This window comes from Pseudomonas sp. S1(2024) (assembly GCF_046557535.1).
This window is the reverse complement of sequence record NZ_JBKGFP010000117.1, coordinates 1-12953: the sequence shown is the minus strand read 5'-3', so window position 1 is coordinate 12953 and position 12953 is coordinate 1. Positions and strand designations below refer to the sequence as shown.

Below are 12953 nucleotides of genomic sequence, written 5' to 3'. Positions count from 1 at the left end.
CTAATTCCGCACCTTCAGGTTGCGCGCATACCACGGCCGCTGCGGTACCTTGGGCCGCAGCTTGTCGAGCAGGTCGTCATCGCTGTAGATGATGCGCAACGCCAGCTTCATGGTCTCCGGGTCCATCTCTACACTGCGCCCGGGCCGCAAACCCGGCACCGTCGAGCAGCCATGGGTATCCGGCCCCAGCCACGGGTCGGCCACCTCCACCCAGCGCCCTGGCGCAAACCATGGCACACCATTGACTTCCAGGCGCCGTACCTCGCCCGGGTGCAGCCGCTCATGGGCGTGGAACCAGTCCTCGATGCGGTCGTCGATCCAGCCATGAAAGTGCCAGAACACCGGGTTCACATGGGATGAAAACGGGTCACCGAGAAAATCGTTCTGTTCTGCGAACCAGCGTTCGGCAAAATCATCCGGCGTGCGCGCCGTCGGCACCGGCATGCCGTTGGAGGGGTCGCGCGGCACCGATGCCCAGCGCATGTGCAGCCAGTCGTGCAGGCCCAGCTCCACTTCCGAACCGAACTGGCCCAGGGTCAAGGTGCTCAGGTACTCCGGGTCGGTGTAGCGTGACTCCCAGACCTGGAAGTTGCCATGGAAGGTATCCGGCGTCTTGATGTCGCGCACCCACTGGGTGTATTCCGCATCACCGCTGGCCAGCCAGGTGGGCGGCAGGGCATTGCCGTCATGGTTGTCGAAGTAGCGGGCGAATCCGGCCCGGTCGCGCTCCAGTTCCGGCTGCGGCAACGGGAAGCGCGTCCATGACGGCAAGTCCTGCAAGGCACGGGCCCTGCCAAGCATGTGCCGGTGCATGAATAAAAAGTCTTCTCCCGAGCCGTTGCGGTCCTTGTGCCGGCCCCGCGCGTCACGCTCACGATCACGTGGTCCGGGCTGCCAGCCCAGGCCACGCAGGGCGCCCTGCTTGTCCTTGCCCAGCTTGTGCCATTTGTCCCGCGACGAGTGCCACAGCTGGTGGAACAGGCGATGCTCCGGGGTGGTCAGCCAGGCCAACAACTGCGGGTTCAGCGGGGTACGCTCGCGCGCCTCGGGGAAGGTGCGCTTCAAGGCCAGGAACTGGTTGTCCTCCACAGGCAAAGTCAGCGCGCGGTCCAGGCGTGCAATGCGCCCGTTGAGGGTGGCCGGCCCGGCGTTGCCGAACCGGCCCCAGACCTCGTCGAGCACGATATGGCATTCATAGCGGGCCTGGGCCGAAAACAGGCGCCAGCGCAGGGTGCCCGGTTTGTCCGCCAGTAGGTCGCCTATCACGCGGTAGCGCGGCTCATCCTGCCCACGCAGGCGCTCGGGAGTATCCAGGTAGCCGCGCAGGGCGCGTCCGCTGGTTGCCACATCCAGGAACAGCTCCAGTTCACTCGTGGGTAGGCCGTCCAGCCCCGCATCCTTGCCCAGCAGCGTCCAGCGCCAGATGCCGCGCAGGGTATCGCCCAACTGCTGCAGGCGGGTATCGGCCAACTCGACGACGGCCTCGCCAGGGGTTTCCGGGAATTCCTCGGCGGCACGCTGGCGCTGCACATACAGCGCCCCCAGCGCACCGGGCACCACCACACCCGTCAGTGCCACACCGGCGATGAAACCGCGTCGGGAAATCGTCATTGCATACCTGTGCATTCATTGCGGCCATGGAGCACGGCCCGTCCAAGGCTAGAACGTTGCACGGCAGGCGAAATTTAGCGGCGCTCCGGCTGCATTCGGGTCGGCGGCAAACCCCAATCGCCGGCAAGCCAGCTCCCACAGGGATTGCACATGGCTTGAGGCCAATGCGCTCGAGGTGGGAGCTGGCTTGCCGGCGATTGGGCCGCATGGTGGCCCCCGACAGGCGCTAAATTTCTCGGCTGCGAGCTCGTTCACTGCAGGTAGCGGCGGCCTCTGTGCCCATCCCTCGACGGTGAACCTACTGAGACCAAGATGACGACTCCACGCTGGAAGAAAGCCCTGTTTATCAGCCTGACCGCGGCGGCTGCCGCTGGCGCCGGGTTTGCCGCCTGGCACTACTTCGCCACACCCGCCGGCTATTCCAGGGAGGTGACCCGCCAGGCCAACGACCTGCAGGAACGCATCATCTCGTTCGACAGCCATGTCACCCTGCCGCTGACCTTCGGCACCGAAGGCAGTGAGGCCGACAAGGATGGCGATGGCCGCTTCGACCTGGCCAAGGCCGCACGCGGGCGTTTGTCCGGCGCGGCCTTGACCATCTTCGCCTGGCCCGAGTCCTGGACCGGAGACGGCGGCCCGCACCGCCCGACCCCAGGCTTCGTCGAAGCCGCCCGCCACACCCAGGAGGTGCGCTACAACGCCATCACCGCCATGGTCCGCGACTTCCCGCAGCAGGTGGGTATTGCCTATACCCCGCAAGACATGCGGCGCCTGCACGGCGAAGGCAAGTTCGCGGTGTTCCTCAGCATGCTCAACGCCTATGCGCTGGGCGATGACATCGACCAGCTCGACCGCTGGGCCGCGCGCGGCGTGCGCATGTTCGGCTTCAGCTATGTGGGCAACAACAGCTGGGCCGACTCATCGCGTCCGCTGCCGTTCTTCAATGACACCGCCGATGCCCTGGACGGCCTGTCGCCGGTCGGCAAGCGCGCCGTGCAGCGGCTGAACGACCTGGGTGTGATCATCGATGTGTCGCAAATGTCCAGCAAGGCGCTGGCCCAGGCCGTTGCCCTCAGCCGCGCGCCGGTGGTGGCCTCGCACTCGGTGCCACGGGCGATGGTCGACATCAGGCGCAACCTCTCCGACAAGGAGCTGCAGCTGATCAAGGACAGCGGCGGCGTGGTCCAGCTGGTGGCCTTCTCCACCTACCTCAAGCCCTTGAGCAGCAAGACCCAGGACAAACTCAACGCCCTGCGCGCCCGCTACGACCTGCCGCCACTGGCCAACCTCGACTACGCACTGATGCCCGGTGACCCGGTGATCGCCGGCTGGCCCGAGCAGAAGGTCGGCCAGTACGCCAACGCGCTGTACGGCATTCTCGAGGAGGAACCGCCGGCCACGCTCAAGGACTATGGCGACGCCATCGACTACACCGTGCGCAAGGTCGGCATCGACCATGTCGGCCTGAGTTCGGACTTCAACGAAGGCGGCGGCATCGACGGTTGGCAGAACGCCAGTGAAGCACGCAACGTCACCGCCGAACTGATCAGCCGCGGCTACTCCGAAGCAGATATCGCCAAGCTCTGGGGCGGCAACTTCCTGCGGGTGTGGGAGCAGGTGCAGCGCGCCGCGCAACCTGTCGCCACCTCATCCCCCTGACCCTTGCGAGCCATTTGATGAACGATCGTCGCACCTTTCTCAAGCAGGCCGGCCTGCTTGCGGCCGCCCTGCCCCTCACAGGCCCACTGCTGCCTGCCGCCCAAGCGGCGGCTGCGCAGCCTGCAACCGCCAGCGACTGGGCCGGGTTTCGCAACCTGTTCGAGCTGGACCCGGCGTACGCGCACTTTGCCAACTTCCTGATCACCTCGCACCCACGGCCCGTGCGCGAAGCCATCGAGGCGCTGCGCGCCCGCTTCGACCACCACCCGGCCCGCATGGTCGACTGGGACAGCCAATCGGAGTGGAAGCACGAGGCCGCCGTGCGTGAATGGGCAGCCCGCTACCTCGAAGTGACGCCCCGGCAAATTGCCCTGACCGGCAGCACCACCGAAGGCCTGGGGCTGATCTATGGCGGGCTGAAGATTGCACCGGGGCAGGAAATTCTCACCACCGTGCACGAGCATTCGGCCGCCCGCCATACCATGGGCTTTCGCACCACGCGCGATGGCACACCGGTGCACCGGTTGCGCCTGTTCGACGACCCCGCCAAGGTCAACAGCGACCAGGTACTGGCCACCATCGCGGCGGCCATCGGGCCGAAAACACGGGTACTGGGCATGACCTGGGTGCACTCGGGCAGTGGCGTGAAACTGCCCGTGGGCGAGATCGGCGCGCTGGTGCGCGAGGTCAATCGCCAGCGTGACGAGCAGGACCAGATCATCTACGTGATCGACGGTGTGCATGGCTTCGGCGTCGAAGACATGCGTTTTGCCGATCTCAACTGCGACTACTTCATCGCCGGCACGCACAAGTGGATGTTCGGGCCGCGGGGTACCGGGATCATCTGCGCGGCGTCCACCGAACTGAAGCAGCTGAACCCGACCATTGCCACGTTTTCCGAGAACGAGGATTTTGCCACAGTGATGACGCCCGGGGGTTACCACGCTTTCGAGCACCGCTGGGCATTGGGCAAGGCGTTCGAGCTGCACCTGCAATTGGGCAAGGCGGCGGTGCAGGCGCGGATTCATGGGCTTAATGGCTATCTCAGGCAGCGGCTTGAGGCGCTGCCGGGGGTCGAGCTGGTGACACCGCGCAGCACGCAGTATTCGGCGGGGTTCACCTTCTTCCGGGTCACGGGGCAGGATGCTGACGAGGTGGCCCGGTATCTCAACAGCCAGCGCATCGTGGTCGATGCGGTGTCCCGGGATGTCGGGCCGGTGGTGCGGACGGCGCCTGGGCTGTTGAATACCGAGGCGGAGATCGAGCGATTGGTGGATATTCTGAAGCGCTACCTGCGCGCTTGATGGTTGCCAGTACCGGCCCTATCGCCGGCAAGCCGGCTCCCACAGGCACTGCAAATGGCTTGAAGTCGGTGCGGTCGGGGTGGGAGCTGGCTTGCCGGCGAAAGGGGCGCAACGCGCCCCCGGCGAGCTCAAGTCAGGATTGGCCACCGACCCACTTCAACCACTCCCCGACATCCCGGTAAATCCCCTCCACCTGCCCCACGATCCCCGACATGCGCAAGAAGTCATGGGTCAACCCCTCCACCCGGGCAAAGGTCACCGCCGTCCCACCCGCCACCAGCCAGTCACGATAGGCCACGCCCTCATCATGCAACGGGTCATACTCGGCCACGAACAGGCAAGCCGGCGCCAATGGCTCGCGCAGCGTCGACAGCAACGGCGATACCCGCCAGTCAAGGCGCTGCTCGCGCTGCGGCGCATAGTGCTGGTAGAACCACTCCAGGGTAGGCGTCTCCAGCAGGTAACCCTCGGCATGCTCGCGATGGGACTCACGCCAGCAGGAGATATCGGTCACCGGGTAGAACAGCAACTGTGCTAGCGGCTTGAACGCCAGCGCCTCGGGCTGCTCCACTGCCGTAATGGCCAGCACCGCCGCCAGGCTGGCGCCCACGCTGTCCCCTGCCAGCACCACCCGGCGGTTGTCCAGGCCCAGCGAGGCCGCCTGCTCAGCGAGCCAGTTGGCGGCGTCCAGTACATCGTGCAGGGCCTTCGGGAACTGCTGCTCCGGCGCCAGCCGGTAGTCCGCCGCCAGCACCGCGAACTCGCCCAGGGCCGCCAGGCGACGGCACACCGAGTCATGCGAATCGAGGCTGCCGACCACGTAGCCGCCGCCATGCAGGTACAGGATCACTGGCTGCAAGGCAGCTCCAGCATTGCCCTGGCGGTACAGGCGAGCAGCCAGGCGGGTACCGTCGCGCGCGGTAATCTGCAGCTCGCTGGCCGTGACGTTGCCGGGCGGGCTCGGGTCGAGTACCTGCGAGCTGCCTTCGAACTCGGCACGGGCCTGGGCCACGTCCATCGCGTGCATGGGCAGGCTCCTGCCCGTCAGCCGGCCAAATTCGACCAGTTCCAGAAATGCCGCCAGATCAGGGTGCAGTGCCATGTGGGTTCCTTGGGTGAACAATGTGACTCGAGCCTCCCTACGGGACGTAGCAGCACACCGAAAAATTACCCGCCCACACGGCTAAATCGTTGGTGCAGGCACTCGTTATCCCTGCACAACGAAAGACCGCCAGAGGCATACCGTGGACCTTCAGAGCATCCTCAGCAAACTGTTCGCCAACGCCCATGCCGTGGGCATCGAAGGCGTTTTCCAGTTCGTCTTCGGCCAGGACCGGGCCTTCTGGTCGGAGGTGCGCGACAGCAGCCGCACCGGTGCCGGCCGGCACAGCGCCCCGGACGTTACCATCGAAGTGGCCGAGCGTGACTTCATCGGCATCATGGGCGGCACCGCCAACGTCGAAGAACTGTTCGCCAGCGCCCGCCTGAAGATCAGCGGCAACATGGGTTTGGCCACCCTGCTGCCGCAGATCATCAGCAACGCCCGGCGCGGCGCGCCGGCGACCAAGGTGTCGATGAACCAACGCTACCCGACACCGGCACGCCTCAGCGAACGGGTGTCGGCCGCGCAACCGGTGCAGCGCGAGGTGGCACGCATTGCCCGCGCCGACATGCCGCTGGCGCGCTTCCAGGGCGAATACCTGGCGCACGGCACGCCGGTGGTCATCAGCGATGCCCTGCAGGACTGGCCGCTGTTCACCATGGGCCGCGAAGCTTCGCTGGAGCATTTCGCCGAACTGCAGGGCATCACCCGGCACGGCGACTACGTGAAGAAGACCTTCTCCACCGACCGCGACTTCCGTTCCACTTCCATGGCCGACTTCATCGCCTCGCTGGACACCCCTGCCAAACCCGGCGAAACCCCGGCCTACATGGGCAACAACATCGTGCCGGAAAAGCTGCTGACGCTGATTCGCTACCCGCAGTACTTCGCCCGCGAGAAGTTCATTGCGCCGCGCATCTGGATCGGCCCCAAGGGCACACTGACGCCATTGCACCGCGACGACACCGACAACCTGTTCGCACAGGTATGGGGGCAGAAGTCGTTCATCCTTGCCGCGCCGCACTATCGCCCGGCCCTGGGTACCTGGTCGACCAGCCCCAAGGGCGGCCTGGACGGCTGCGACTTCAACCCCGACGCCCCGGACTACCAGCGCTTCCCGGCGGCGCGCGAGGTGCCGTTCCTGCGCGTGGTGCTGCAGGCCGGTGACCTGTTGTTCCTGCCCGAAGGGTGGTTCCACCAGGTGGAGTCTGTGACCACCTCGCTGTCGGTGAACTTCTGGGTGAATTCCGGGCGCGGCTGGTAGCCGGGATTGCCAGGGGGCGCTTTGCCCCCCTATCGCCGGCAAGCCGGCTCCCACAGGTACAGCGCAAGCCTTTCGGTCGGCGCAGTCCCTGTGGGAGCCGGCTTGCCGGCGATAGGGCCGCGCAGCGGCCCCAGGCAATCGATCAGACCGCCGCGATCAACGCCTCGGCAAAGCGCTGCGCGACCTCATCGATCTGCTCGCCACTGATGATCAACGGCGGCAGGAAGCGCACCACCGCCCCATGCCGCCCACCGAGCTCCAGGATCAGCCCGCGCTTGAGGCACTCGCGCTGCACCTTCGCCGCCAACTCACGGTTGGCCGCCGGATGCCCAAGCGCATCCCGCTGGCCTTGCGGATCCACCAGTTCCACCCCAAGCATCAGCCCACGCCCGCGAATATCACCCAACTGCGGATAGTCCCGCTGCAACTGCTGCAGGTGCTGGCGCAGGCGCTGGCCCATGGCCTCGGCATGCTCTGCCAGGCGATGCTCGACCAGGTAATCGATCACTGCCGAGCCCGCCGCCATGGCCATCTGGTTACCACGGAAAGTGCCGGCGTGGGCGCCCGGCTTCCAGGTGTCCAGCCAGTCGCGGTACACCACCACCGCCAGCGGCAGGCTGCCGCCAATGGCCTTGGACAAGGTGACCACATCCGGGATGATGCCGGCATGCTCGAAGGCGAACATGCGCCCGGTACGGGCGAAACCGCTCTGGATCTCATCGACGATCAACGCCACGCCGGCCTGCTCGGTGATACGGCGTACACCCTTGAGCCACTCGATATCGGCCGGAATCACCCCGCCCTCGCCCTGCACCACCTCGAGGATCACCGCCGCTGGCAGCGGCACGCCGCTTTCCGGGTCGAGCAGCAGGGTTTCCAGGTAATGCAGGTTGGCCCTGACCCCGGCTTCGCCGCCCAAGCCGAACGGGCAACGGTAGTCGTAGGGGTACGGCATGAACTGCACACCGTTGCCGAGCAAGGCACCCAGCGGCTGCTTCGGCCCATGGCTGCCCATCAGGCTCAGCGCCCCCTGGCTCATGCCATGGTAGGCGCCCTGGAAGGCCAGCACGGTGCTGCGGCCGGTGGCAGTGCGCACCAGCTTCAGCGATGCTTCCACCGCATCGGTACCGGTCGGGCCGCAGAACTGGACCTTGGCTTCACGGCGTAACGCCTCGGGCAGCACGCCGAACAGGTCCTGGACGAAGCGGTCCTTGACCGGCGTGGTCAGGTCCAGGGTGTGCAGTGGCAGTTCATCGGCCAGTACCCGCTGGATCGCCTCGACCACCACCGGGTGGTTGTGGCCCAGCGCCAGAGTGCCGGCGCCGGCCAGGCAGTCGATGAACTGGCGGCCTTCGACATCCTCCACATGGATGCCACGGGCGCGCTTGAGTGCCAGGGGGATGCGCCGCGGGTAGCTGCGGGCGTTGGACTCCTGTTGTTGCTGGCGTTGCAGCAAGGGTGAATCGGTGAACTCGTACAAGGCACGCGGCGCGCTGGCCGGCGGGACCTGGGCAAGGCAGGAAGCGGTGGACATGGGTGAATCCTCGCAAGCAAGCGAAAGTGCGGGTGTTCGTCGCTTGGAAAACGCTTGAGTGCGGGGAGGATTTAGCGGTTGTTACTGTATTTTACTCTGCCTGTGCCGGCCCTTTCGCGGGCTTGCCCGCTCCCACAGGGATCGCATGCATCTCAGACCCTGTGCAGTACCTGTGGGAGCGGGCAAGCCCGCGAAAGGGCCGGCACAGACAGTGAAGATCAGCTGGCCGAGCGCGCCGGCACTTGCAACAACACCCGCAACCCATCACTGCGGCTGTCGAACTTCAGGCTACCGGCACAACGCTGCACGATCGCCTGCACGATCGCCAGCCCCAGCCCGCATCCACCACTCTGCCCGTTACGCCAGAAGCGCTCGGTCAGGTGCTCCAGGTCCGCCTCGGCAATCCCCGGCCCATGGTCGCGCACCATGAAGCCCACCTGGCCGTCAGCCATCTGCACCTCGAGCTCCACCGCCTCGTCGCCGCCATGGCGCAAGGCGTTGTCCAGCAGGTTGCGCAGCGCCGCCACCGCCAACGGCGCAGGCATGCCCAGGTAGATCTGCGTAGCGGCTTCAGGCAAACGCAGCACGATGCGCCGGTTGTCACCGCCGCCGGCATCCTGCACCGCTTGCCGGGCCACCTGCTCGGCGCTGCACTGCACGCCATCCTCGAACGACAGGCTGCCCTCCACCCGCGCCAGCATCAACAACTGCTCCAGCGTGCGGTGCATGCGGTCGGCGCCCTGCTCGGCATGTTCCAGCGCCTGCTCGCGCACGGCGCCATCGGTCATCCGCGCCACCTGCAGGTGGGTCTTGATCGCCGTCAGCGGGCTGCGCAGTTCATGCGCGGCATCGTCGGTCAGGCGCCGCTCACGCTCGATGGTCTGGGCAATGCGCAGGAACAGCTGGTTCTGGGTTTCCAGCAACGGTTGCAGTTCGCTGGGCATGCCCGCCACCTGCAGCGGCTCGACGCTGTCCGCGCGCCGGCGGCGCAGGGCATCGCGCATGCGGTTGAGCGGCTCCAGGCCCTTGCCCAGGCCGATCCACAACAACCCCAGGCTGCCAAGCAGGGCCATCAGCACCGGCGCCGAGGCTGCCAGCAGGATCGACTGGTTCAGCGCCTCGCGCTCCATGTGCCGGTCGGCGGTGGTGATACGCACATCGCCATGGTTGTAGGTGAAGGTGCGCCACAGCGCGTCGTCGATGGTCTGGTCACGGAAACCGCTGCGTTCATCGTCCATGACGCCATCGTGCTTGTGGTTGCTGGCGAGAATCTCGCCACGCAGCGAGCTGACCTGGCAGGCCATGCCGTCCGGCACGCTGAACTGGTCGGCGGAAAAGTGCGCCTCCCCACCCTTGGCGGTCAGGGGCTGCGGCAGCTGGTCGATCAGCCCGGCGACCATGCGCGCCGAAGCCACCAGGCGCTGGTCGAGGGAGAACATCATCTGCTGGCGCAGGTCGCGCAGCATCCACGCGGCGGCCAGCGCCCAGATGATCACGAAGGCGCTGCCCAGGATCAGGCTCAGGCGTACCCGCAAGCTCATGATGCCGCCTCCTCCGGCGCTTGCGCCGGGCCCAGCCGGTAGCCCAGGCCGCGCACGGTCTCGACGATGCCGTTGCCCAGCTTGCGCCGCAGATGGTGGATATGCACGTTCAGGGCATTGCTCTCGACTTCGTCGCTGAAGCCGTACACGCAGTCTTTGAGCTGCTCGCTGGACAGCACCCGCCCGGGGTTCTGCAGCAGCGCCTGGAGCAATGCCTGTTCACGCCGGGACAGGTCGACCGGCTGGCCGGCCAGGGTTGCCTCGCAGCTGCTCGGGTCGTAGCGCAGCGGGCCGTGTTCGATCACATTCACCGCCCGCCCGGCCACCCGCCGCAGCAGGGTGTGCAGGCGAGCAGCCAGCTCGCGCAGGTCGAACGGCTTGAGCAGGTAATCGTCGGCGCCGGCCTGCAGGCCATCGACCCGGTCGGTGACCGCATCACGGGCAGTGAGCACCAGCACTGGCAGCGTCTCGCCTTTCTCGCGCAGGCGGCGCAACAGCTTCAGGCCGTCTTCGTCGGGCAGGCCAAGGTCGAGAATCATCACGTCGAACTGCGCGGCCTGCAGCATTGCCCGTGCATCGGCGGCGTTGCCCACACGGTCCACGGTCAGGCCCTGGGCGGTAAGGCCGGCGCAGATGCCGGCGGCGATCAGGTCGTCGTCCTCGCAGAGCAGAACGTGCATGGTGGGGCTCCCGGAATGGTGTAGCTGGCATTGCACCTTGGGCGGATTAAGGGGGGATTATGGACCTTTTGTGGGGGATTAGGGATGTGTGGCGCCTGCGGCAACGAGCGCCGCGCAATTGCCACATGCTCCCGGGAGCGACAAACATTTGAAGCCCCACCCAAGGCACACCCCGACAGCCTAACTCCGCCGAACACGCCGGAAACGAAGTCGCATTTTCCTACAACTGGCTCAGAAACTTCCGATCCGAATCCATGATGGGATTTCCCCCTGCACACGCTGTCAGGGAGACACCTCATGTACCTGGATTACCTCGTGCCCTCCTGGCACGAGATCGAGTCACGTGTCATCCAGTCGAGGCACAAAAAGTAGCCATAGAAAAAACCAAAAATCACATGCTGGTAACAGCCGCACTGCACAACCCAGACCTTGTAGCAGGAGGCAGAGACGCGATATCAGACTTTGGAGATCGCCAAGTCAACTCAATAATTGGCCCACAATGGAAAACAAAGATACCGAACTTAAAAAAGGCCGCCGAAACAGTGCCGCCGAACCTTAGAAACTCAACACGCATGAATGTAAAATTACATAAATGCTAAAACAAGGAAATTCAAGTGGATAAAATTTTTGCCAGATTCATTGAAAATTTCGGCCCACCAATCGACCGCCGGGAAGTACCCCCATCAACAATCGATCGATATAGAGACAAGCTTCCTCCCAAGCTTCTGGAATACTGGTCCGAACATGGATGGTCGGGCTATGGCGAAGGTATATTCTGGCTGGTCAACCCACAAGAATATGACGCCGTGGTTTCCTACTGGATTGCAGGCACGACACTTGGCTCGCACGACAACTATCACTTGATTGCACGGAGCGCGTTCGGCGACCTGTACCTATGGGGCGAAAAATCCGGCTTTTCATTAAAAATCACGAGCATTAGCTCTCGATACGTCTTTCATAAGACCGACTTTACAAAAGAACAATTCAACACCGAACTTCAAGGCTTTATCCTATCAAGAAAGGTCGACTCAAATGATTTCAACGACCTTTTCAATCCCGCCAAAGAAAAGCTTGGCAGACTTAAACATGACGAGATGTACGGCTTTTTCCCCGCACTCTTGCTGGGTGGCTCTGACTCCCTGCAGCACCTTCAAAAGGTCAGCGCCATTGAGCACTTGGTCTTTCTCGCGCAACTGACAGACCTGCAACCTTACCCCTTCTCCAAGCAACCAGATTGATGCTGCAGCCATTCACTTATCTTTTCTCAATGAACAATGCAGTAGCACTATCACGGACCAAGCGCCGTCAGGCGCTTGGCACCTGTACATGATGGGCACGGTCAAGGCTTTAGTGGCCGCTCTGTGGCTTGTTGCTTTCGGCGGCAAGCACCGAGGCGAATCCATGTCGCGACTATTCAGTCATCACCCTACCCCATTGACGCCGGCCCACCTCTTCGCCGCCATGTTCACCTGAACTTCGCCGAACCTACCGGAAACGAAGTCGCATTTTCCTACAACCGGCTCAGAAACTTCCGAACCGAATCCATGGTGAGATTTTCCCCTGCACACGCTGTCAGGGAGACACCTCATGTACCTGGATTACCTCGTGCCCTCCTGGCACGAGATCGAGTCACGTGTCATCGCCATGGTGGGCTACCAAAGCGGTGGCCAGTTCCGCACCAGCCTCAATGAAGAAGTCGCCTCGCTGGGCCTCAACCTGCGCCGTATAGAAGCTGTCCGCACAGCCTTCTACCACGCCGAATGGCAGGCGGCGCACATGCTGCGCCAGCGCTTCGCCGACCTTGACATCAACAGCATCGTCGACGAACTGCTGATGGTCGTACGGCAGATGGCGATGATCGTCGCCGGCAGCACCATTACCGGTGGCCTGATTGGTGCGGGGGTTGGCGCATTCGCCGGCGGCGCCGGAACCATTCCGTTCGCCGGCGCGGGCGCGGCCATGGGCCTCAAGGTCAGTGGCTGGATCCTCGGCGCGCTGGGGCTGGCCTCCATCGCCGAGTTCTTCATCGAGGGCTTGCCGCGTATCGGCGAGTACTACGTCGACGGCATTCGCTTCGCCTGGGAAGGCACCTGCGGCAATGAAGGCACGGGCCCGTTCTGCCGGGACGACCCCTATGCGATATCCCGGGCCACGCATCAGATTGCCCAAGGCCATGTGGAAGTCGTGTTGCTGTTGTTGGGGGCGATCGTGTCGTACCTCACCCGCGGCCGCGGCGATGCCCGGGTGCTGGCCCAGGA

General features: G+C 64.6%; 10 protein-coding genes and 1 pseudogene. 6 read left to right on the top strand and 5 right to left on the bottom strand.

Annotated elements, in window-relative coordinates:
* The gene (locus tag ACLCGK_RS30055; protein WP_410953495.1) at positions 1-1611 is read right to left on the bottom strand and encodes a PvdJ/PvdD/PvdP-like protein; all 1611 of its coding nucleotides are present in this window, start codon (positions 1609-1611) and stop codon (positions 1-3) included.
* Positions 1612-1923: 312 nt separating this feature from the next.
* Here ACLCGK_RS30055 and pvdM point away from each other — a divergent pair, with 312 nt between their 5' ends.
* Positions 1924-3270 (top strand): pyoverdine-tailoring dipeptidase-like protein PvdM, encoded by a 1347-nt coding sequence (gene pvdM, locus ACLCGK_RS30050; RefSeq protein WP_410953494.1) that lies wholly within the window; start codon positions 1924-1926, stop codon positions 3268-3270.
* Positions 3271-3287: 17 nt separating this feature from the next.
* Positions 3288-4574: an aminotransferase class V-fold PLP-dependent enzyme gene (locus tag ACLCGK_RS30045; protein ID WP_410953493.1), complete on the top strand. Its 1287-nt coding sequence runs from the start codon at positions 3288-3290 to the stop codon at positions 4572-4574.
* A gap of 133 nt (positions 4575-4707) precedes the next feature.
* Here the strand turns inward: ACLCGK_RS30045 and ACLCGK_RS30040 are convergent, their stop codons facing one another.
* Positions 4708-5676 carry an alpha/beta hydrolase gene (locus ACLCGK_RS30040; RefSeq protein WP_410953492.1) on the bottom strand — a complete coding sequence of 323 codons (969 nt, stop codon included), beginning with the start codon at positions 5674-5676 and terminating at the stop codon, positions 4708-4710.
* A 142-nt stretch (positions 5677-5818) separates the two neighbouring features.
* Between ACLCGK_RS30040 and ACLCGK_RS30035 the strand changes: the two genes are divergently transcribed.
* Positions 5819-6940 carry a cupin-like domain-containing protein gene (locus ACLCGK_RS30035; RefSeq protein WP_410953491.1) on the top strand — a complete coding sequence of 374 codons (1122 nt, stop codon included), beginning with the start codon at positions 5819-5821 and terminating at the stop codon, positions 6938-6940.
* Positions 6941-7082: 142 nt separating this feature from the next.
* On the opposite strand, the gene ACLCGK_RS30030 is transcribed toward ACLCGK_RS30035, so the two are convergent.
* From ACLCGK_RS30030 to ACLCGK_RS30020, 3 genes are all read right to left on the bottom strand, one after another.
* Positions 7083-8474 carry an aspartate aminotransferase family protein gene (locus ACLCGK_RS30030; RefSeq protein ID WP_410953490.1) on the bottom strand — a complete coding sequence of 464 codons (1392 nt, stop codon included), beginning with the start codon at positions 8472-8474 and terminating at the stop codon, positions 7083-7085.
* A gap of 218 nt (positions 8475-8692) precedes the next feature.
* A complete protein-coding gene (locus tag ACLCGK_RS30025) occupies positions 8693-10015 on the bottom strand; it encodes an ATP-binding protein (RefSeq protein WP_085691602.1) in 1323 nt (440 codons plus the stop codon).
* Positions 10012-10695, bottom strand: a complete 684-nt coding sequence (locus tag ACLCGK_RS30020) for a response regulator transcription factor (RefSeq protein ID WP_013973469.1) — start codon at positions 10693-10695, stop codon at positions 10012-10014. Before ACLCGK_RS30020 ends, ACLCGK_RS30025 begins: the two co-directional genes overlap by 4 nt.
* A 335-nt stretch (positions 10696-11030) precedes the next feature.
* On the opposite strand from ACLCGK_RS30020, the pseudogene ACLCGK_RS30015 reads away from it, so the two are divergent.
* The 3 genes and pseudogenes from ACLCGK_RS30015 to ACLCGK_RS30005 all read left to right on the top strand — a co-directional run.
* Positions 11031-11294: pseudogene (locus tag ACLCGK_RS30015) on the top strand (polymorphic toxin type 15 domain-containing protein); the annotation flags it as partial.
* Positions 11295-11309: 15 nt separating this feature from the next.
* Positions 11310-11933, top strand: coding sequence for a GAD-like domain-containing protein (locus ACLCGK_RS30010; RefSeq protein ID WP_367245277.1), 624 nt, complete (start codon positions 11310-11312; stop codon positions 11931-11933).
* A 349-nt stretch (positions 11934-12282) separates the two neighbouring features.
* Positions 12283-12953, top strand: a 671-nt coding sequence (locus ACLCGK_RS30005) for a DUF6861 domain-containing protein (RefSeq protein WP_410952014.1), incomplete at its 3' end; no start/stop codon positions are given.

Excerpts from the sequence above, each read along its gene's own strand:
- ACLCGK_RS30055 (WP_410953495.1), bottom strand. The coding sequence starts at position 1,611 with ATGACGATTTCCCGACGCGGTTTCATCGCCGGTGTGGCACTGACGGGT.
- ACLCGK_RS30020 (WP_013973469.1), bottom strand. The coding sequence starts at position 10,695 with ATGCACGTTCTGCTCTGCGAGGACGACGACCTGATCGCCGCCGGCATC.
- ACLCGK_RS30045 (WP_410953493.1), top strand. The coding sequence starts at position 3,288 with ATGAACGATCGTCGCACCTTTCTCAAGCAGGCCGGCCTGCTTGCGGCC.
- ACLCGK_RS30040 (WP_410953492.1), bottom strand. The coding sequence starts at position 5,676 with ATGGCACTGCACCCTGATCTGGCGGCATTTCTGGAACTGGTCGAATTT.
- ACLCGK_RS30030 (WP_410953490.1), bottom strand. The coding sequence starts at position 8,474 with ATGTCCACCGCTTCCTGCCTTGCCCAGGTCCCGCCGGCCAGCGCGCCG.
- ACLCGK_RS30025 (WP_085691602.1), bottom strand. The coding sequence starts at position 10,015 with ATGAGCTTGCGGGTACGCCTGAGCCTGATCCTGGGCAGCGCCTTCGTG.
- pvdM (WP_410953494.1), top strand. The coding sequence starts at position 1,924 with ATGACGACTCCACGCTGGAAGAAAGCCCTGTTTATCAGCCTGACCGCG.